Raw genomic sequence first — 20,538 nt, 5'->3', positions numbered from 1 at the left:
TTCTTCTTCATCGCATCACGCAGGCTGGGAAAGGCGGGCTGTTTCGGCATCGGCAGGACTCCTCTGGCGGACGCCCCAAACCTATCAGATTAGGCAGAAAGTCGCAGGTTTTTCAGACGTTCCTCATTACTTCATGGTTGAAGTTCCTCTGCGGGCGCGACGGGGCCGCGCGTCCATCTCGGGCCAGGAAGATCAGCGATCAGAACCGGCCCTGCGCAAGAACGCGAGCAGCGCGCGCGTCGAGCCGTCCTTGGCCGACGCATCCGCGCCGTCGATCAGCGGGGCCATCTCGGTGGCGAGCGCCTTGCCCAGTTCCACCCCCCATTGGTCGAAGGAGTTGATCCCGAGCGCCACCCCCTCGACGAAAACCCGGTGCTCGTAGAGCGTGATGATCTGGCCCAGCCGGTGCGGGGTGAGCCGGTCGTAGACCAGCGTGGTGGAGGGGCGGTTGCCCGGAAACGCGCGGTGCGCGGCCTGCCGGTCGAGTTCCGCGCCGGTGAGCCCGGCGGCGCGCAGCATTTCGCGCGCCTCGGCCTCACTGCGCCCGCGCATCAGCGCCTCGGATTGCGCGAGGCAATTGGCCATTAGCAGTCGGTGGTGATGAGCGAGGGCGGGCTCGTGCCCCTCGGCGGCCACCATGAATTCGCAGGGGGCCACCTGCGTGCCCTGGTGAATGAGCTGGTAGAAGGCGTGCTGCCCGCCGGTGCCCGGCTCGCCCCAGACGACCGGCCCGGTGGGCGCGGGCGGCGGGGCGCCGGACATGGTGACGCCCTTGCCGTTCGATTCCATTTCGAGTTGCTGGAGATAGGCGGGCAGCCGGGCGAGGCGCTGGTCGTAGGGCAGCACCGCGCGGGTGGCGTGGCCGCAGCCCTGGTGGTGCCAGAGCCCGGTGAGCGCCAGCATCACCGGCATGTTGCGCGCGGGCGGTGCGTCGCGGAAATGCGCGTCCATCGCCGCCGCCCCCGCGAGGAATTCCTCGAACCGGGGCGGCCCGATGGCGATCATCAGCGCGAGACCCACCGGCCCCCAGACCGAGTAACGCCCGCCCACGTAATCGCCGAAGCCGAACACGCGGGCCGGGTCGATCCCCCATTCCGTGGTCTCGTCGGTGGCCGAGGAGACGGCGGCCATCTGCGCGCCCGCGTCGCGCCCGTGGGAGACGAGCCAGTCGCGGGCGGTGGCGGCGTTGGTCATCGTCTCGACGGTGGTGAAGGTCTTGGAGGCGACGATGAACAGCGTGCGCGCCGGGTCGAGCCCTTGAAGCGTGTCGGCGATGTCGGCCCCGTCGACGTTGGAGACGAAATGGCAGCGCGGCCCGTCATGGTAGGGCCTGAGCGCGCGGGTGGCCATTTCGGGGCCGAGATGCGAGCCGCCGATGCCGATATTGACCACGTCCCGCCAGCCATCCGCGCGCACCTGATCGGCAAAATCCGCCATACGGGCGCGGGTGGCGCGGATATCGGACAGGATGTCGGTGCCCGCGAGGGTAAGTGCCTCGGAGGTGAGATCGCGCAGCGCGGTGTGCAGAACGGCGCGGTTCTCGGTCTCGTTGACGGGCTGTCCCGCGAACATCGCGTCGCGGCGCGCCGCCAGCCCCTGCGCGTCGATGAGCCCGAGCAGCGTGTCGCGGTCTGCCGATGTCATCGTTGTCTTGGAACAGTCGAGAAGCATCCCGTCGGCGGCCACCGAGAAGGTCGCGGCGCGATCCGGGTCGGTGGCGAAAAGATCGGTGATCCGGCGGGATTGGGCGGCGTGCGCCGCCGCTCTCACCTCGTCCCACATGGGCCTCAGTCCTCCGGCGCCCAATGGACCGTCGCGCCATCGAGCACGGCGGCAACGGGGGCTTCGATGGGGCGCAGGTGGCGCGCGCGCTCGATCGCGCGGTGCTTTTTCTCGCCGGTAATGACGACATGGGTATTGATCGCGCCCGTCAGCACCCGCGCGGTGAGGGTGACGCGGGGCTCTTCCTCGCCGCGCACGCGGATCGGGGCGAGGATCGGAGCGTCATCCGGGGCGAGCGCCGCCTCGAGCCCGTCGGCGCCGGGGATGAGCGAGGCGGTGTGCATGTCCGCGCCCATGCCCAGCAGGCAGATGTCGATGGGCAGGGCCGGGGCGATGTTGGATTCCAGTTCCGCGAGCACCGCCTCGGGCGTGTCGGCGCGGGCATAGAGCGGCAGGTAGCGCGCCGCCGCCGCGCGACCGGTCAGCAGGCGCGCGCGAATGAGCCGCGTGTTGGAGCGGATATGAAGCTCGGGCCGCCAGCGTTCGTCCGACAAGAGGACGTCCACGCGATCCCATTCGAGGTCGGTATCGCAGAGCGCATCGAATATGGGCCCTGGGGTGGTGCCGCCTGGCACCACGAAGAGCACGCGGTCCTTGTGGTCGAGCGCGGTGCGCAATTCGCCGGCCAGCAGGTTGGCGAGATCGAGCGCCATCATCTCGGCATCTGCGTATTTGGTCAGGTTCATGGTCTTATCTCCCGCCAGCGCCGCCCGTCGCGGTGCATGAGCATCAGGGCATCCTCGGGTCCCGCCGAGCCGGTGGCGTAGGCCAGGGGGGCCTCGCCGTCCGCGTCCCACCCGGCGATGATCGGGTCGGCCCAGGCCCAGGCCGCCTCGACCTCGTCGCCGCGCATGAACAGCGTCTGGTTGCCGCGGATCACGTCCATGATAAGCCGTTCGTAGGCGTCGGGGAAATCGGTCTCTTCCGGCCCCAGCGCCTCGGCGAAGGTCATGTCGAGGGGCACGTCGACAAGGCGCATGCCGCCCGGTCCCGGCTCCTTGATCGTCACGCCCAGTTCGATCCCCTCGTTGGGCTGGAGACGGATTATCAGGATGTTGCGGTGGCGCCCGGCCTCGGCCCCGAAGATCGAGTGCGGCGCGTCCTTGAACACCACCGCGATCTCGCTGGTGCGCGCGCGCAGTCGCTTGCCGGTGCGCAGGTAGAAGGGGGTGCCGGCCCAGCGCCAGTTGGAGACATGCACCTTGAGTGCCACGAAGCTTTCGGTCGTGCTCTCGGCATTGCCGACCTGGTCGCGGTAGCCGGGCTGGTCGCCCTCACCCTCGTATTGTCCGCGCACCGCGTCGGCGCGCGCCACCGGGTCGAGGGCGCGGATGACCTTGAGCTTTTCGTCGCGCACCGAATCGGGGGCAAAGCGGGCGGGCGGCTCCATCGCGATGAGGCACAGGAGCTGCATCAGGTGGTTCTGGACCATGTCGCGCATGGTGCCGACGCGGTCGTAGTAATCGCCGCGCCCGCCCACGCCCACGCTCTCGGCCACGGTGATCTGGATGTGATCGACATACTGGCTGTTCCACAGCGGCTCGAACAGGACATTGCCGAAGCGGATCGCCATCAGGTTCTGCACCGTCTCCTTGCCGAGATAATGGTCGATCCGGTAGATGTGGCCCTCGTCGAAATACCGCGCGAGGGTGCGGTTGAGGGCGCGGGCGCTGTCGAGATCGTGGCCGAAGGGTTTTTCCACCACGATGCGGGCGCGGTCGTCGGCGAGCCCGTGGTGATGCAACCGCTCGGCCAGGTCACAGAAGAGGCCGGGGGCCACGGAGAAATAGAAGGCCCGGATGCGGCCCGCGCGCATCCGCGCGGCGAGCGCCTCCCAGCCCTCGGTGCCGCGCGCGTCGAGTTGCACGTAGGCCAGCATGTCGAGAAAGGCATCGCGGCAGGACGTGTCGGCGGCGGCCTCGGGGGCAAACTCGTCGAGGGCGTCGCGCACCATGGCGCGATAGCTGTCGCTGTCCATCTCGCTGCGGGCGGCGCCGGTGAGCCGCGTATCGGCCCCGAACTGCCCGGCGACGAACCGGCGATAGAGCGCAGGCAGGATCTTGCGCCGCGCGAGATCGCCCGTGCCGCCGAAAATCACCAGGTCGAACGGATCGACCGGGATCACCCGAGAGGCCATGCTCCGATTCCCCTGATTGCCCGCGCGTGACCTTAGCACGGTTCTGCGCGGTCACAATGGCGGGCGGTTGTTCAGGCGTGGTTGAGCGGGAACTCGGTGGTGGCGCGGATTTCCTCCATCACGAAGCTGGCCGAGACGTCGCCCATCGGCACCCGCGCGATGAGCGCGCGGTAGAGCCGGTCGTAATCGGCCATGTCGGCCACCTGCGCGCGGATCAGGTAATCGAGATCGCCGCTCATGCGCCAGACGCCCTGCACCTGCGGCAGCGTGCCGATGGTGCGGGCGAAGGTGTCGAGCCAGGCGGCGTCATGGGCGCCGGCGCGGCACTGCATGAACACGGTGAGCGGCAGGCCGATGCGCGCGGGATCGAGCAGCGCCACGCGGGCGCGGATCACGCCGGCGGATTCGAGCGCACGGACACGCCGCCAGCAGGCATTGCGCGACAGCCCGACCCGCGTGCCCAGCGCGTCGAGGGCGAGGCTCGCGTCGCGCTGCAATTCGGCGAGTATCCGTCGGTCGATATCGTCAATGATGCTCATGATCTGGATGATACTGTGGAAATATTCCCAAGGAAACTGATCAAGGTAGGAAAAATGGGACAATGTCACCCTGCTGTCGCGTTACCCTGTCCGCGAAACCCGAACAGGAGGACAGATGTGATGCTGAGCAGGCTCTTTCTCGATCATCCGCGCAGTGTGGATGAGAGCTATACCGAACATGCCGCCTTTGCCGGGTGGTTTGCGCTGCGGCTGTTCGCGGCCGGGGGCGCGGCGTTGATCCACGCGATCATCCCTTGCGTTTTCGAGCGGACGGCAAGCCGGATGATCGCGGAGATGCACGCGAAAACGCAAAACCGGGGGCGCTGAGGGCGCTCAGCCCCCGAGTGCTGCGTCGAGGTTCTCGTCGATCTTTTCCAGAAAGCCCATCGTGGTGCGCCAGCCCTGATCGGGGCCGACGAGGAGCGCGAGATCCTTGGTCATGTCGCCCGATTCGATGGTCTCGACCACCACCCGTTCCAGCGTCTCGGCGAAATGGGCAAGCGCGGCGTTGTCGTCGAGCTTGGCGCGGTGGCGCAGCCCGCCGGACCACGCGAAGATCGAGGCGGTGGAATTGGTCGAGGTCTGCTCGCCGCGCTGGTGCTGCCGGTAGTGGCGGGTGACGGTGCCGTGCGCCGCCTCTGCCTCCATTATCTTGCCGTCGGGGGTGAGCAGTTGGCTTGTCATCAGCCCCAGCGAGCCGAAGCCTTGCGCGACGGTGTCGGACTGCACGTCGCCGTCGTAGTTCTTGCACGCCCAGACGAAGCCGCCGTTCCATTTCATCGCGCAGGCCACCATGTCGTCGATCAGCCGGTGCTGGTACTCGATGCCCTTGGCCTCGAATTTCTCGGCGAATTCCTCGTCATAGACCTTCTGGAACAGCTCCATGAAGCGGCCGTCATACTGCTTTAGGATGGTGTTCTTGGTGCTGAGATAGAGCGGCCAGCCCAAGTCCAGCGCGTAGTTCATCGAGGCGCGGGCGAAGTCGATGATCGAGGCGTCGAGATTATACATGCCCATGTAGACGCCCGACGAGGGGGCGCGGAACACCTCTTCCTCGATCACGGTGCCGTCCTCGCCCACGAATTTCATGCTGAGCGTACCGGGGCCGGGGAATTTCATGTCCGTGGCGCGGTACTGGTCACCGAAAGCATGGCGGCCGATGACGATGGGGCGCGTCCAGCCGGGCACGAGGCGGGGCACGTTGCGACAGATGATCGGCGCGCGGAACACCACACCGCCGAGGATGTTGCGGATGGTGCCGTTGGGGCTGCGCCACATCTTTTTCAGGCCGAATTCCTCGACCCGGCCCTCGTCGGGGGTGATGGTCGCGCATTTGACGGCGACGCCGACCTCCTTGGTCTTTTCCGCCGCGTCGATGGTGACCTGGTCCTCGGTGCGGTCACGCTCTTCGATGCCGAGATCGTAATAGAGCAGGTCCACGTCGAGATAGGGGAGGATGAGTTTCTGCTTGATGAAATCCCAGATGATGCGGGTCATCTCGTCGCCGTCCATCTCGACGATGGGGTTCTCGACCTTGATCTTGGACATGGGGCGTGCTCCGCGGTTGGGGTGGGGTTGGTCTGGCTATATCAGCGGTAGCTTGGTGCGGGAAGGGTTGGGGGGCGGCGTTCATGGCCTTGAGCGGTCGTTGGACGTCAGTGTCGGGCGGAACCGTCACGGCAAGGTAAGATCAAGAAAGTTTAAAACTTTCTTGAACGGAATCTTTTCAAGATTCCGTGCATCACCGGCAGCTCAAGGCCAAAACCGATCACCTGCCCCCCCCACCGCGCACCTCACCCGATGATCGCGTTCAGCGTCGCCGAGGGCCGCATCACCGAGGCGAGTTTCCCGGCGTCGGGGTGGTAGTAGCCGCCGATATCCGCCGGGCTGCCCTGTGCCGCTGCCAGCTCGCCGGTGATCTGCGCCTCGCCCTCGGCCAGCGCGCGGGCCACCGGCGCGAATTCCTGCGCGAGGCTTGCGTCATCCGATTGTGCGGCGAGCGCCTCGGCCCAGTAGCGGGCGAACCAGTAGTGGCTGTCGCGGTTGTCGGGCTCGCCCACCTTGCGCGAGGGCGAGCGGTCGTGGTCGAGCACGCCTTGCGTCGCGGCCTCGACCGCCTCTCCAAGGATGCGGGCGCGGGCGTTGTCATGGGTCTGGGCGAGGAACTTGAGGCTCTCGGCCAGCGCGCAGAACTCGCCGAGGCTGTCCCAGCGCAGGTGATTCTCGGCCTGAAGCTGTTGGACATGCTTGGGGGCCGATCCGCCCGCGCCGGTCTCGAACAACCCGCCGCCCTGCATCAGCTTGACGATCGACAGCATCTTGGCCGAGGTGGCCAGCTCGAGGATCGGGAAGAGGTCGGTCAGGTAATCGCGCAGCACGTTGCCGGTGATGGCGATGGTGTTCTCGCCCTTGGTGATCGTTTCCAGCGATGCGCGGGTTGCTTCGCGCGGAGCCATGATCTCGAATTTGTCAGCGACGCCAGCGGCTTCGAGGATGGGCTTCACGTAAGAGATCAACTCGGCATCATGGGCACGGGCCGCGTCCAGCCAGAAGATCGCGCGATAGCCCGTCTCCTTTTGCCGGGCGATGGCGAGGTTCACCCAATCCTCGATGGGGGCCTTGCGCGCCGAGGCCGAGCGCCAGATGTCGCCCGCCTCGACCTCATGCTGATGCAGCACGGTGCCATCGTCGAGCACCATCTTCACGGTGCCGCCCTCGGGCATCTCGAAGGTGGTGGGATGCGAGCCGTATTCCTCGGCCTTCTGCGCCATGAGGCCGATATTCTGCACCGTTCCGGCGGTGGCGGGGTTGAGCTTGCCGTTCTCCTTGAAGAACCTGATCGCCTCGTCATAGACCGGCGCGTAGCTGCTGTCGGGGATGACGCAGACGGCGTCGTGTTCCTTGTTGTCCGGGCCCCAGCCCTTGCCACCGCCCCGGATGAGGGCGGGCATCGAGGCGTCGATGATGACATCCGATGGCACGTGCAGGTTGGTGATGCCACGGTCGGAATCGACCATGTACATCGCCGGGCGGTCGGCCATGCAGGCATCGATGGCCTGGAGGATATCCTTGCGGTCCTTGACCCGCTCCAACAGGTCACCGAGCCCGGCGTTGGGCGAGACGCCGAGCGCCTTCATCTCGTCGCCGTACTGTTCGAACACGGGGGCGAGGAACTGCCGCACCGCGTGGCCGAAGATGATCGGGTCGGAGACCTTCATCATCGTGGCCTTCATGTGCAGGGAAAACAGGATGCCCTCGGATTTGGTCTTGTCGATCTCCTCGGCGAGGAAGGCGTCGAGGGCGCGCGCACTCATGTAGGTGGCATCGACCACGGTGCCCTCGGGGTAGCTCAGCCCGTCCTTGAGCACGGTTTCGCCGGTCGCCGTTTCCAGCACGATCCGCGCGCCGGTCGCCTTGGGCAGGGTGGCAGAGCGCTCGTTGGAGAAGAAATCGCCCGCCGACATGGTGGCGACGCGGGTCTTGCTGTCGGGTGTCCACTCGCCCATGCGGTGGGGATTGGCTTGCGCGTATTTCTTGACCGCGGGGGCGGCGCGGCGGTCGGAATTGCCCTCGCGCAGCACCGGGTTGACCGCCGATCCCTTGAGCGCGTCATAGCGCGCGCGGACGGCTTTCTCGTCCTCGGTGGCCGGATCGTAGGGGTAATCGGGCAGCGCGTAGCCCTGGCCCTGCAATTCGCGGATCGCCGCCACGAGCTGCGGCTCGGAGGCAGAGATGTTGGGCAGCTTGATGACGTTGGCGCCCGGCGTCTTGACGATCTCGCCAAGGGCCTTGAGGTGGTCGGGCTGGCGCCGATCCGCGGTCAGGTGGTCGGGAAAGGCGGCGAGGATGCGCCCGGCGAGCGAGATATCGCGGGTGTCGACCGTGATGCCCGCGGCGGACGCGAAGCGGCGGATGATCGGCAGGAGCGAGGCCGAGGCGAGCTCGGGGGCTTCGTCCACCTTGGTGTAGATGATGTCGGGAATGTCGGTGTTGGCCATCTCTGGGCTCCTCCTTGCGATCCGGTGCGGTCCGGACGACTCGTCCGCTTGGGCGCCTCATAGCGGAAAAGCGCGGCGTGGGAAAGATAGTATGCGACGGTATACATAAAGAAATGAGCAAAACGGGTTCCGGCTCCGCCGTGCGACACACGATATGCGCTGTCGGGTGCGGTGGGGTGGCGGGGTTTGGCCTTGAGGGGACATTGCCGTGAGCCGTGTCATCGTATGTCCGCGGGCAGGCGATCTAAGGAACGTCTGAAAAACCTGCGACTTTCTGCCTAATCTGATAGGTTTGGGGCGTCCGCCAGAGGAGTCCTGCCGATGCCGAAACAGCCCGCCTTTCCCAGCCTGCGTGATGCGATGAAGAAGAAGNACCTTCTTCTTCATCGCATCACGCAGGCTGGGAAAGGCGGGCTGTTTCGGCATCGGCAGGACTCCTCTGGCGGACGCCCCAAACCTATCAGATTAGGCAGAAAGTCGCAGGTTTTTCAGACGTTCCTAAAGTGCCCTGAAAAACCGTTGGATTGCCTGCCCGCGGACATGCGATGGCGCGGCTCACTGCAACGATCGCTCCAGGCCATGACCACCACGAAGACCTACGCCGCTCACGTCCCGCAGAACGTGGCGTGCACCACCTCCGACGCCGCCGGTGGGCGCCGCAGATCGGCGGCGCTGGGCTGGTCGTCATAGGGGTGTGACAGCACGTCGAGAAGCCGTTCAAATGGGACAAGATCGCCCCCGACCGCCGCCTCGATCATCTGCTCCACGCGGTGGTTGCGGGGGATGAAAGCCGGGTTGGCGGCGCGCATCACCGCCTCCGGGTCGGCCTCGCGGGCCAGCCGCGCACGCCAGCGCGCCTCCCACGCGTCGAAGGCCGCCGGGTCGAGGAACTGGTCGCGCGCGCCACCCTCGATCAGCGCGCGGAATGTGTTGGTGAAATCGGCCCGCCCCTCGGCCATCCGTGCGAGCAGGTCGCCCGCGAGCGCGGCATCCTCCTCCCCGGCCTTGGCGATACCGATCTTGGCGGCAAACACGCGCCGCCACTCGGCCTCGATCCGCTCGGGCATGGCATGTACCAGCGCGGTGAATTCCTCGATGGCCGCGTCCTGGTCGGGCATGAGCGGCACCAGCGCGGTGGCGAACTGCGCGATGTTCCACACGATCACATGCGCCTGGTTGTCATAGGCATAGCGGCCATGCGCGTCGATCGAGCTATAGACCGTCTGCGGGTGGTAGGTATCCATGAAGGCGCAGGGGCCGTAATCTATCGTCTCGCCGGAAATCGACGTGTTGTCGGTGTTCATCACCCCGTGGATGAAGCCGATGGACAGCCACTGTGCCACCAGCCGCGCCTGCCGCCGGATGACCTCGGCCAGCAGATGCGCGGGGCTTTCGACCTGCGGGCAGTGCCGCGCCACGGTATAGTCGTAGAGCGCGCGCAGCCCGTCGAGATCGCGCCGCGCCGCGAAATACTGGAAGGTGCCTACGCGGATGTGGCTCGACGCCACGCGGGTCAGCACCGCGCCGGGCATGGCGCCGGGATCGCGATAGATCCGCTCGCCGGTGGTGACGGCGGCGAGCGCCCGGGTGGTTGGAATGCCCAGTGCGTGCATTGCCTCGGACACCACGTATTCGCGCAGCACCGGGCCGAGCCAGGCGCGCCCGTCGCCCATACGCGAATAGGGCGTGGGGCCGGACCCTTTGAGCTGAATGTCGCGGCGTCGCCCGTGACTGTCCACCACCTCGCCCAGCAACAGCGCGCGCCCGTCGCCAAGCTGCGGCGAGAAGCCACCAAACTGGTGCCCGGCATAGACCTGCGCCAGCGGCGTGGCCCCCTCGGGCGCCTCGTTACCCGCGAAAATGCGCGCGAGGGTCTCCCTGTCGCTGCCGCCTTCGATGCCAAGCTCTGCGGCCAGTGGCGCGTTCCACGCAATGAGGCGGGGCTCGCGCACCGGCACCGCGTTCTGGCGCGTGTAAAAGCGGGGCGGAAGCTGCGCGTAGCTGTTATCAAACGGAAGCACGAGGGTCATGCGCGGCCTTTCGCGGGTGGTGAGGGCGTCTCTTCGATAGGTAATCGCCCTGCCCGGGAGCGCAAGGCTTGCGTTGGCGACGGCGATGCTGTGCCCGGGTGGCGCCCCGCCCAGGACCGATGCGCCGGTGAGGTGACTGGCCTTGCGCGGTCTTTCAGCGCAAGGCTTGGGGGGTCGCGCAGCGCCCGACCGCCGGGTGGGCGTGAATGCGGTTGAGTTGTGCGATTTATGGTGCAGTATACTTCTTATATTACCGCTACTTGAACCGTTGAGGAGCGCCCGCCCGAGGGGGCGGTCGGGCGCTGCGCGGCGGCGCGCAAGCGCGCCTCGATTCCGCGCATTGGCACCAAGGTCTGAACGTCCCCTCCAGGCCATACCCGCCCGTCAAAGCGGCAGATACGCCACCAATTCGCCAACCTGCCGCTCCGGGTCATGCGGTGGGCGCACCAGCAGCGCATCGGAATGGGCGAGGATGCTCAGAAGTGAGCTGTCCTGCCGGTCCTCCGCCGCGATCCCGTCCTCCGACAGCCGCGCGCGCATGTAATGCTCGCGCGGGCCATTCTCCGGCAGCGGAGCAGCGAGCGGCGCCGTGCGGCGTGGGGCGGGGGCGGTGCCCAACCCCAGCATCGCGTCGATCATCGGTGCCACGAAGACATGCCCGCAGACCATCGCCGAGACCGGGTTGCCCGGAAGCCCGACCATCGCCGCCGCGCCCATGCGCCCTGCCATCAGCGGCTTGCCCGGGCGCATCGCGACCTTGTAGAACGCGCGCTCCATCCCCAGTTCCGGCCCGAGCCGCGCGACGAGGTCGTGATCGCCCACCGACGCGCCGCCGATGGTCAGCACCAGGTCGCAGCCCTCTGCCAGACCCAGCACCGTCTCCAGCGAGGCGCGCGTGTCGCGCGCGATCGGCAAGAGCCGCGCCTTTGCCCCGCGCGCCTCGAGCATGGCCTTGAGGCCAAAGGCGTTGGAGGCGATGATCTGGTCGGGGCCGGGGTCTTCGCCGGGCATCACCAGCTCGTCCCCGGTGGCGATGAGCGCCACGTCCGGGCGGCGGCGCACCGGGACGGACGCCACGTTCATCGACGCCAGCAGCGCGAGGTCGGCGGGACGCAGGCGGCGCGGGGCGCACATTGCCTGCCCGGCGTGGAAATCACAGCCCGCGGCGCGGATGTTGTCGCCCGCGCCGATGCCGTCGCCCAGCGTGATGGCCGCCCCCTCGCGCGTCACGTCCTCCTGCATGATCACGCGCGTCGCGCCCTCGGGCACTGGCGCGCCGGTGAAAATGCGCACCGCCTCGCCCGTCCCCACCGTGCCGCCAAAACCGTGCCCCGCCGCCGCCTCGCCGATCACGCTCAGCACCGCGCCGGGGGCAGGGGTCTCGGCGATCGCATAGCCATCCATCGCCGAGGCGGAAAAGGGGGGCTGATCGCGGGTCGCCGCCACGTCGCGGGCGAGGATGCGCCCTGCTGCCTCGGCCAGCGGCACCTCCTCGGTCTCCAATGGCTCGACCAAGGCGAAGAGGTGCGAAAGTGCCGCGTTGACCGTGATCATACGTCAAGTTCCAACTCGGGTAATTGGTCTACTTCCCATTTCGCGTAAGTCCTGCCATCGGTTTCGGTCTTCCAATCCAACCTGCCATTGCTAGAGCGCCCATTCAGGATGGCCGCTGCGGCGCTCGGACTGGAAAACGCGTAATCGGTCTGGAATACAGCGTGTTCTCCCTCGACACGCAGGGTGCCGTTTGCCAGCAATTCAGCATGAAGCGTGTGGTAATGCGTTTTGCTCTGCTCATTACCAGCCCAAACCGCGCGTGCCTTGGAACCCGCTTGAACGATCCATTCACCGCCTTGCAAAACGGCACGACCTTCAACGCCATGTTTTGGGGTCTTCATTACGAAAACCATGTTCTCCGGCTGCAAGACCGACAGAGACTCAGGCCTGGCAGAAGAAGGACGCGATTTGTCCATGAACATATCCACCCGAATTGCCGGCAGCACCATCTGAAGCGTATCGAGAAACGACTCCATATTGGCTTGATCTGCTTCCGATAGGCTGCTTTTTGGTGGGATATTTCCGTTCTCCAATTCGATAGCTCGAATGCCATACGCTATTTCAACCAATCGCGATTCAAGATATTTCACATGGGCTTTATGCAGATTATTCGCCGCCGTTGTGATGAGAACAGCAGTTTCCCACCAATCCTTTTGCTTTGCATGACCACGGAGACGGGCACCCAGTTCTTCGGTCTCGCCAATATAGGCTAAAGGTTGACTCTCCCTTTCGCCCAGAAGCAGATAAACACCTGTGTAAGAGGCTTCCTTACGCGCCAACCCTTCTCTTAGCTGGGTTCGGGGAATACGTAAAACATGGCCTGTCCAGTTGAAAACCTCGGCAGTCAACATGCCATCTGGGCGCCCATCCACGAAAAACAACTGCAATGAGCGTGCTTTCGTGATCATGTCGCCTCGTAACGCCCCGATTTGCCGCCATCCTTGAGAACCACCCGGATGCCGCCGATCTCCATCGCGCGATCCACCGCCTTGGCCATGTCATAAACCGTGAGCGCCGCCACCGAAACGGCGGTGAGCGCCTCCATCTCGACGCCGGTCTGCCCGGTGGTCTTGACCGTGCCCTCGATTCGTATGCCCGGCAGGTCGGGGTCGAGGGTCAGGTCCACCGCCACGCGGGTCACCGGCAGCGGGTGGCAGAGCGGGATCAGGTCGGGCGTCTTCTTTGCGCCCATGATCCCCGCCAGCCGCGCCACCGACAGAACGTCGCCCTTTTTCGCCCGACCTTCGGCAATGAGATCAAAGGTTTGCGGGGCCATCCTGATGTGACCTTCGGCCACCGCTACCCGCGCCGTCACGTCCTTGTCGGACACATCGACCATGTGGGCGTCGCCCTTGCCGTCGAAATGGGTGAGCCCGGCCATCAGATGCCTCCGGCGGTGAGCGGATTGGCCAGCAGCGCGCGGGTGGCGGCCGCCACGTCATCAGAGCGCATCAGCGTCTCGCCGATGAGAAAGGCGCGCGCGCCGTAGCGGGCCATCTCGGCGAGGTCGTCGGGCGTGGCCAGTCCGCTCTCGCTGACGATCATGCACTCGGGCGGCACGAATTTCGACAGCTTGCGGGTGGTGTCGAGACTGGTCTCGAAGCTGTGCAGGTTGCGGTTGTTGATGCCGATCATGCGCGAGGCGAGCGCGCCCGCGCGGTCCAGCTCTTCACGGTCGTGCACCTCGATGAGGGCGTCCATCCCCCATTCGGTCGCGGCCGCCTCGAGCTCGATCGCCTGCGCGTCTGACACGCTCGCCATGATGATGAGGATGCAATCGGCGCCCCACGCCCGCGCCTCGGCCACCTGGTAGGGATCGTACATGAAATCCTTGCGCAGCACCGGCAGATCGCACGCCTCGCGGGCTGCGCGCAGATACTCCGGCGCGCCCTGGAAACTCGGCCCATCGGTCAGCACCGACAGGCACGCCGCCCCGCCCTCGGCATAGGCTTCGGCCAGCGCGGCGGGATCGAAATCGGCGCGGATGAGGCCCTTGGAGGGGCTCGCCTTCTTGATCTCGGCGATCAGGCCATAGCCGGTCTTGGACGCCTGCAACACGGCTTCGCCAAACGGGCGCACCGGCGGCGCGGCGCGGGCATCGACCTCGATCTCGTCGAGGGGGCGCTCGGCCTTGGCGGCGGCGATCTCCTCGAGCTTGTAGGCCTTGATCTTTTCGAGAATCGTGGGGGTGGTCATTGGGCCTCCGATGTAGCTTTGGCGAGCGCGGCGAGCCGCATCCGCGCGGCGCCCGAATCGATGCTCTCGGCGGCCATCGTCACGCCCTCGCGCAGATCGTCCGTGCGCCCGGCGACGGTGAGCGCCGCGGCGGCGTTCAACAGCACGGCGTCACGATAGGCCCCCTTTGCGCCGTCGAGTAGCGCACCGAGCGCGCGGCCGTTTTCCTCGGGTGTGCCGCCGAGGATCGCCTCGAACGGGTGGACGGGCAGGCCGAAATCCTCGGGGTGCAGCTCCGCCTCGCGGATGCAGCCATCCTCTTCCAGCGCGGCGAGCCAGGTGATGCCGGTGATGGTCATCTCGTCGGTGCCGTCGCTGCCATGCACCAGCCACGCGCGCTCGGACCCCAACTGCCCCAGCGTTTCGGCCATCGGACGGATCAGATCGCGCGAGAACGCACCGGTCAGCTGCCGTTTCACCCCAGCCGGGTTGGTCAGCGGCCCGAGGATGTTGAAGATGGTGCGCGTGCCAAGCTCGGCGCGCACGGGGCCGACATGGGCCATCGCCGGGTGGTGCATCGGCGCCATCATGAAGGCGATACCCGCCTCCGCGAGCACCTTCTCCACCGCCTCGGCACCGATCATCACCTTCACGCCCAGCATCCCCAGCGCATCCGCCGCGCCCGATTTCGAGCTGAGATTACGGTTGCCGTGCTTGGCCACCACCACGCCCGCCCCGGCCACGACGAGCGCCGTCGCGGTCGAGATATTGAGCGTGCCCTTGCCGTCGCCGCCCGTGCCGACGATGTCCATCGCCCCCTCGGGCGCGCGTACCTTGTGACATTTCGCGCGCATCACGGCGGCGGCGGCGGCGTACTCGTCCACCGTCTCGCCGCGGGTGCGCAGCGCCATGAGAATGCCCCCGGTCTGCGCCGGCGTCGCCTCTCCCTCGAACAGGATGGTAAAGGCCGCCTCGGCCTCGCCGCGCGTGAGCGCCCGGTCGGCGGCAGCGGCGATGAGCGGGCGGATGTCGCTCATGCCGGCACCTGCATCATGTTGAGGAAATTGCGCAACAGCGCGTGGCCGTGCTGCGAGGCGATGGATTCGGGGTGGAACTGCACGCCGTGGATCGGGTGCGCGCGGTGACGCAGGCCCATGATCGTGCCGTCGGCCAGCTCGGCGGTGACCTCGAGGCAATCGGGCAGGCTGTCACGCTCGACCACCAGCGAGTGATAGCGCGTCGCGTCAAAAGGCGAGGGCAGTCCCGCGAACACGCTTGTGCCGTTGTGCCGGATTTCACCCATCTTGCCATGCACGATATCGGAATGCCGGATGACGCGCCCGCCAAAGGCCTGCCCGATGGCCTGATGCCCGAGGCACACGCCGAGAAGCGGGATGTTCGCCTCTGCCGCCGCGCGCGTCAGGTCGAGGCAGATGCCCGCCTGATCCGGGTCGCAGGGGCCGGGCGAGAGCAGGATGCCGGCGGGCCGGAGCGCCATCGCCTCGGCCACGTCCATCGCGTCGTTGCGCACGACGCGCGTCTCGGCCCCGAGTTCGCCCACGTAATGCACGAGGTTGTAGGTGAAACTGTCGTAATTGTCGATCAAGAGCAGCATGGCGCCTGTCCTCTGGCAACGGGGCTGTTGGCCTTGGGGCCGGTCGCGGTATACTTGTTCAGGCTTGCGCCGGACCGTCAAGGGGCGCTAGGCCGGAAACAAGGGCGAACGGGCGGAAGAAACAAGGGGCGAGGGCGGCAATGCGCGGTGTTCTGGCGGGAATGATGACAGGCCTTGTCGTGTCTGGCCTTGTGCTTGGCACCGCGTCGGTGGTGGTCGATCTCGCCGACATGGCGGCGCTGCGCAAGCAGGCCCCCGATGCCGGTTCGGTCGAGGTGCCGCCGGGCTCGGGCTTCGACGCGGTTCGCGAGGATCGCGAGACGGCCCTGCCGGAGGTCGGGGACGGCCCCGACCCCGCCGCCGCGCCGCGCGTGCCCGAACCGGCCCGCGACGACACGCGCGGCCTGAGCGGGGCCGATACCGCCCCGGCGCCGGCCACGGGCGACGCGACATCGCTCGGCGCGCCGCCCGCCGATGCGCCGGATACGGGCGGCGTCGCGGTCCAGAGCGACAGCCCGGTTCTGCCCAGCCCGCAGGCCCCGGCCCCCGCGCAACCCGAGGACGAGACGCGACTGTCGATCTCGACCGAACCGGCCCAACCGCCAAGCCCCGACCCCGGCGAGAGCGATGCCGGGCTGGCAAGTCCCGACACGCAGCAGGCCCCGGCTGACGCGACCGGCGATGCGGCGACGCAGGCCGCTGACGCGCAGGCGGACGGCACGGCGCCTGCCGACGACAGCGTCGCCACCATTCCCCCTGACGACGGCGCGCCCGAGACCGCCCCCACCCCGCGCCGGATCGTGCCAGAGAGTGGCGGCGCCCTCACCGGCGACCGCGTGGGGGACGTCAGCACCGACCGTCTGCCGCGCATCGGCGAGACACCGCCCGAAGAGGAAGCGTCCGCAGCCGAGCCGGAGCCAGAGACCGTCCCTGAGGCACAGGGCGCGCTTGCCCGCAATGCCGTCGAGGTCGACGTGCCGCGTGACAAGCCGCTGATGGCCATCGTGCTGATCGACGAGGGGCAGGACGCGCTTGGGCTCGCGGCGCTCGAGGCGTTTCCCTACCCGCTGAGCATCGCCATCCCGGCCAGCCGTGCCGACGCGGCGCAGGCGGCTGCGCGCTATCGCGAGGCAGGGTTCGAGGTGCTGCTCGCCGCCGACCTCTCCGAGGGCGCGACCGCCGCCGATGTCGAAACCGCGATGTCCGTCTGGCTTGACCGCGTGCCGCAGGCGGTCGCGGTTATCGAGGGCGACGGCACCGGCCTTCAGACCTCGCGCGAGGCCAGCGCGCAGCTTGCCCCGATCCTGCTGGAGAGCGGCCACGGCCTCGTGATGCGGCCCAACGGGCTCGACACTGCGCGCAAGCTCATCGCGCGCGAGGGCGTGCCGACGGCGACGCTGTTCCGCGATTTCGACGCAGAGGGGCAGGATGCCGCCGCCGTGCGCCGCTTTCTCGACAACGCGGCGATGCGCGCCACGCAGCAGGATGAAGGCGTCATCATGGTCGGCCGGCTGCGCGCCGACACGATCAGTGCGCTCCTGCTCTGGGGCCTTCAGGATCGTGCGGCGAGCGTGGGCCTCGTGCCGGTCTCGGCGGTGCTGCGGCAGGGCGCGGAATAGCGGCTAGGCCCGCGTCTCGCGCCATTCGCCCGGGGCGAGGCCGTCAAGCGTCCATTCCCCCACCCGCCAGCGCACCAGCCGCAAGGTCGGGTGGCCGACATGGGCGGTCATGCGACGCACCTGCCGGTTGCGCCCCTCGGTGATGGTGATTTCCAGCCAGCGATCGGGCACCGACTTGCGATAACGCACCGGCGGATCGCGGGGCCACAGGTCCGGCGGGTCGATCTGGCGAACCTGCGCCGGGCGCGTCGGTCCGTCCTTGAGCACGACACCCCGCCGCAGCGCGTCAATAGCGGCCGCGTCCGGCACCCCCTCAACCTGCACAAGATAGGTTTTTTCCGCCTTGTAACGGGGGCTTGCGATGCGATCCTGAAGCTTTCCATCATCGGTCAGCAACAACAGCCCCTCGCTGTCGCGATCCAGCCGCCCGGCGGGATAGACGCCGGGCAGGTCGATGAAATCCGACAGCGTCGCACGGGGGCTGCCCTCGGTGCCCCGGTCGGTGAATTGCGACAGCACCCCGCAGGGCTTGTTGAACAGGACGAGGCGGGCCATGCCCGCCTCTTGCCCCATAGAGGCGCGCGCCACAAGCGCTCAGTTGGCGGGGCGCAGCCCCTCGCGGATCTTGTAGGTCCAGGGCAGGCCGGCGTTGCGCCAGCCGTTGACGGCGCGCACACCGGCCTCGTTCTTGTCGCCCTCGAACCCGTCCACGACATTGTAGAGCGTTACGTCGACACCCGCCTCCACCAGCTTGCCGATGGCCGCCGCACTGCGCGATCCCGAGCGGCACATCACCAGCAGCGTGTCGATGCCGCGGGCGGCGTCGCTGGCAAGCCAGGCTTTCATCTCGTCCACGAAGGCGGGGTTGTCGACCATTCCGTACTCGCCCTTGAGCGAGGTTTCCGCGAGGTTCGGATCGACGAATTTCGACGGGATATTGGCCGCCGCCTTCGTCGCGTACCCGATCAGCATGATCTCCGACGGCGTGCGCACGTCGATCAGCGCGACATTGTCCTGCGCCTCCAGCACCCGGCCCGCCTCGGCGGCGGTGATGTAGAGACCGGGGGCAGTGCGCTTGCTTTCCTTGAGGCTGTCGGCGGCGACGGGCTCCTGCAGGTCCAGCGGCGCCGCGGCGAGCCCGAGCGGGGCCAGCGAGAATCCGGCAAGCAGGAGCGCCGCGGCGGCGCGGCGGCAGAGATGGGGAAGGGTGGTCATGGTGTGTCTCCTGATATATTCGATATTTAGAATATATTTTATCCGGCCAGCCCGCTGCCTTGACATGGATCAACCCGGTTCAAGGGTTGCGCGCGATGGCATCCGGCTGCGCTTGGCCTTCAGCGGACGTTGAGGTGAGCCGCGCATCGATGGGCCGCGGTGCGGCGATCCAAGGTTCGTTCTGCCGCGCTTAATGGCTGCCAAATCCGAAAAAGGCCCGAGCGGCACGCAGGTTGCAGCCATATCGCCGTGCCGTGAGGGCGGCCCGGCGATGCGTGGCGGCGCGTTAACGCGCCTCGATTCCGCGCATTGGCACCAAGACCTGAACGACCGCTTTATGCCACCAGCGCCCAACGCGCCTTCAGCCGTTACCCTCGCCCGAGAATCGCGCCGCGTCCGCCGCCGCGCGGCGGATGGCGTTGGATTTGTGGACCGTCTCCATGTACTCGGCCTCGGGGTCGCTGTCGAACACGACGCCGCCGCCCGCCTGTATATAGAGGTCGCGGTCCTTCACCACCGCCGTGCGCAGCGCGATGCACACATCCATGTCGCCACCTGCGCTAAAATAGCCGACGCCGCCGCCATAGACACCGCGCTTTTCCGGCTCCAGCTCGTCGATGATCTCCATCGCGCGCACCTTGGGCGCGCCCGAGACGGTGCCGGCGGGCAGCCCCGCGAGCAGCGCCGAGAGCGCGTCCTCCCCCTCGGCCAGCTCTCCCACCACGTTCGAGACGATATGCATGACGTGGGAATACCGCTCGATGACGAATTTCTCGGTCGGCCGCACCGTGCCTATCTTCGACACACGCCCCGCATCGTTGCGGCCCAGATCAAGCAGCATCAGGTGCTCGGCCAGTTCCTTGCTGTCGGCCAGCAGGTCGGCCTCGAGCGCGCGATCCTCCTCCGGCGTGGCGCCGCGCGGACGGGTACCCGCGATCGGGCGGATCGTCACCTCGCCCTCCATCACCCGCACCAGGATCTCGGGGCTGGCACCGATCACCTGGAAGCCGCCGAAATCGAAATGGAACATGAACGGCGACGGGTTGGTGCGCCTCAGCGAACGATAGAGCGCAAAGGGCGGCAAGGTGAACGGCTGCGTCCAGCGCTGTGACGGCACCACCTGGAAAATGTCGCCTGCGCGGATGTATTCCTTGGCCTTCTCGACCGCCGCCATATAGCCCGGCTTGGTGAAATTCGACACCGGGGCTGCATCCTCCTGCGCCTCGCCCAGCGTGCGGCTGGCCTGCGGCAGGCCGCGGTCGAGGTCGCGCACCGCGTCCATCACCCGCTCGGCGGCCTGGGCATAGGCCGCGCGCGCCGATTGACCGGCCTCTGCCCATGCAGGGGCCACCACGATCACCTCGCCCTTGACCCCGTCGAGCACCGCCACCACCGAGGGGCGCAGCATCACCGCGTCGGGCAGGCCCAGCGTGTCGGGCGGCGTGTCGGGTAGATGCTCGACCAGCCGGATCATGTCATAGCCCAGGTAGCCGAACAGCCCCGCGCTCGCCGCCGGCAGGTCGTCGGGCAGGGCGATGCGGCTCTCGGCGATGAGCGTGCGAAGGTTTGAGAGCGGGTCGCCCTCCTGCTCTTCAAAGGCGTCGGCGTCGAACCGGGCAGCGCGGTTGATACGGCTCGTGTTCCCGTGGCACTGCCAGATCACGTCGGGCTTCATGCCGATGATGGAATAGCGCCCGCGCACCTCGCCGCCGGTGACGGATTCCAGCAGAAAGGCGTCGCGCGCCGCTCCCGTCAGCTTGAGCATCAGCGACACCGGCGTATCGAGATCGGCAGCAAGGCGCGTGTACACGATCTGGTTCTTGCCCGCCCCGTGGGCGCGGGCAAAGCTCTCGAAATCCGGCGTCAGGTTCACG

At 67.3% G+C, this 20,538-nt stretch carries 18 protein-coding genes; 2 read left to right on the top strand and 16 right to left on the bottom strand.

The annotated features are described in order from the left end of the window. Positions 1-192 precede the first annotated feature (192 nt). From pgi to C6W92_RS13900, 4 genes are all read right to left on the bottom strand, one after another. A complete protein-coding gene (gene pgi / locus C6W92_RS13915) occupies positions 193-1,782 on the bottom strand; it encodes a glucose-6-phosphate isomerase (RefSeq protein WP_129434249.1) in 1,590 nt (529 codons plus the stop codon). Between the two features lie 5 nt (positions 1,783-1,787). Then, positions 1,788-2,468: a 6-phosphogluconolactonase gene (pgl, locus tag C6W92_RS13910; protein ID WP_129434247.1), complete on the bottom strand. Its 681-nt coding sequence runs from the start codon at positions 2,466-2,468 to the stop codon at positions 1,788-1,790. After that, positions 2,465-3,919 carry a glucose-6-phosphate dehydrogenase gene (zwf, locus tag C6W92_RS13905; RefSeq protein WP_129434245.1) on the bottom strand — a complete coding sequence of 485 codons (1,455 nt, stop codon included), beginning with the start codon at positions 3,917-3,919 and terminating at the stop codon, positions 2,465-2,467. The genes pgl and zwf overlap by 4 nt, the downstream gene beginning before the upstream one ends. Positions 3,920-3,990: 71 nt before the next feature. Continuing rightward, entirely contained in the window at positions 3,991-4,458 is a 468-nt protein-coding gene (locus tag C6W92_RS13900; RefSeq protein WP_129434243.1) for an Lrp/AsnC family transcriptional regulator, read from the bottom strand. A 120-nt stretch (positions 4,459-4,578) separates the two neighbouring features. On the opposite strand from C6W92_RS13900, the gene C6W92_RS13895 reads away from it, so the two are divergent. Then, a complete protein-coding gene (locus C6W92_RS13895; RefSeq protein ID WP_104019052.1) occupies positions 4,579-4,785 on the top strand; it encodes a DUF6356 family protein in 207 nt (68 codons plus the stop codon). A gap of 6 nt (positions 4,786-4,791) precedes the next feature. Here the strand turns inward: C6W92_RS13895 and C6W92_RS13890 are convergent, their stop codons facing one another. The 9 genes from C6W92_RS13890 to C6W92_RS13850 all read right to left on the bottom strand — a co-directional run bounded on the left by C6W92_RS13890 (position 4,792) and on the right by C6W92_RS13850 (position 15,830). After that, positions 4,792-6,006, bottom strand: coding sequence for an NADP-dependent isocitrate dehydrogenase (locus C6W92_RS13890; RefSeq protein ID WP_129434241.1), 1,215 nt, complete (start codon positions 6,004-6,006; stop codon positions 4,792-4,794). Positions 6,007-6,251: 245 nt separating this feature from the next. Further along, on the bottom strand, positions 6,252-8,456 hold the full coding sequence (locus tag C6W92_RS13885; protein WP_129434239.1) for an NADP-dependent isocitrate dehydrogenase: 2,205 nt from the start codon (positions 8,454-8,456) through the stop codon (positions 6,252-6,254). 605 nt (positions 8,457-9,061) lie between these two features. Continuing rightward, positions 9,062-10,486, bottom strand: a complete 1,425-nt coding sequence (locus C6W92_RS13880) for a protein adenylyltransferase SelO (protein ID WP_129434237.1) — start codon at positions 10,484-10,486, stop codon at positions 9,062-9,064. Positions 10,487-10,870: 384 nt separating this feature from the next. Beyond that, positions 10,871-12,040, bottom strand: coding sequence for a molybdopterin molybdotransferase MoeA (locus C6W92_RS13875; RefSeq protein ID WP_129434234.1), 1,170 nt, complete (start codon positions 12,038-12,040; stop codon positions 10,871-10,873). After that, positions 12,037-12,891: a GIY-YIG nuclease family protein gene (locus C6W92_RS13870; RefSeq protein WP_206735536.1), complete on the bottom strand. Its 855-nt coding sequence runs from the start codon at positions 12,889-12,891 to the stop codon at positions 12,037-12,039. Before C6W92_RS13870 ends, C6W92_RS13875 begins: the two co-directional genes overlap by 4 nt. A gap of 53 nt (positions 12,892-12,944) precedes the next feature. Beyond that, positions 12,945-13,421 carry a cyclic pyranopterin monophosphate synthase MoaC gene (gene moaC, locus C6W92_RS13865; protein WP_129434232.1) on the bottom strand — a complete coding sequence of 159 codons (477 nt, stop codon included), beginning with the start codon at positions 13,419-13,421 and terminating at the stop codon, positions 12,945-12,947. Beyond that, a complete protein-coding gene (gene trpC, locus C6W92_RS13860) occupies positions 13,421-14,236 on the bottom strand; it encodes an indole-3-glycerol phosphate synthase TrpC (RefSeq protein ID WP_129434230.1) in 816 nt (271 codons plus the stop codon). The genes moaC and trpC overlap by 1 nt, the downstream gene beginning before the upstream one ends. Beyond that, positions 14,233-15,252: an anthranilate phosphoribosyltransferase gene (gene trpD, locus C6W92_RS13855; RefSeq protein WP_129434228.1), complete on the bottom strand. Its 1,020-nt coding sequence runs from the start codon at positions 15,250-15,252 to the stop codon at positions 14,233-14,235. The genes trpC and trpD overlap by 4 nt, the downstream gene beginning before the upstream one ends. Further along, complete coding sequence (locus C6W92_RS13850) at positions 15,249-15,830, bottom strand: aminodeoxychorismate/anthranilate synthase component II (RefSeq protein ID WP_104018914.1); 582 nt, start codon at positions 15,828-15,830, stop codon at positions 15,249-15,251. Before C6W92_RS13850 ends, trpD begins: the two co-directional genes overlap by 4 nt. Positions 15,831-15,994: 164 nt before the next feature. Between C6W92_RS13850 and C6W92_RS13845 the strand changes: the two genes are divergently transcribed. After that, positions 15,995-17,449 carry a polysaccharide deacteylase family 2 protein gene (locus C6W92_RS13845; RefSeq protein ID WP_241691171.1) on the top strand — a complete coding sequence of 485 codons (1,455 nt, stop codon included), beginning with the start codon at positions 15,995-15,997 and terminating at the stop codon, positions 17,447-17,449. 3 nt (positions 17,450-17,452) lie between these two features. Here the strand turns inward: C6W92_RS13845 and C6W92_RS13840 are convergent, their stop codons facing one another. The 3 genes from C6W92_RS13840 to trpE form a co-directional block, all read right to left on the bottom strand. Continuing rightward, a complete protein-coding gene (locus C6W92_RS13840; protein ID WP_129434226.1) occupies positions 17,453-18,004 on the bottom strand; it encodes a pseudouridine synthase in 552 nt (183 codons plus the stop codon). A gap of 39 nt (positions 18,005-18,043) precedes the next feature. Further along, on the bottom strand, positions 18,044-18,664 hold the full coding sequence (locus C6W92_RS13835) for a rhodanese-like domain-containing protein (RefSeq protein ID WP_129434224.1): 621 nt from the start codon (positions 18,662-18,664) through the stop codon (positions 18,044-18,046). Positions 18,665-19,025: 361 nt separating this feature from the next. Then, positions 19,026-20,537 carry an anthranilate synthase component I gene (gene trpE / locus C6W92_RS13830; RefSeq protein ID WP_129434223.1) on the bottom strand — a complete coding sequence of 504 codons (1,512 nt, stop codon included), beginning with the start codon at positions 20,535-20,537 and terminating at the stop codon, positions 19,026-19,028. Position 20,538 lies beyond the last annotated feature (1 nt).

The sequence above is a fragment of the Roseovarius sp. A46 genome (assembly GCF_004126395.1).
In the GTDB taxonomy this organism is placed as follows: Bacteria; Pseudomonadota; Alphaproteobacteria; order Rhodobacterales; family Rhodobacteraceae; genus Roseovarius; species Roseovarius nitratireducens.
The sequence above is the reverse complement of the archived record's forward strand: the minus strand, read 5'-3'. Positions and strand labels throughout refer to the sequence as shown.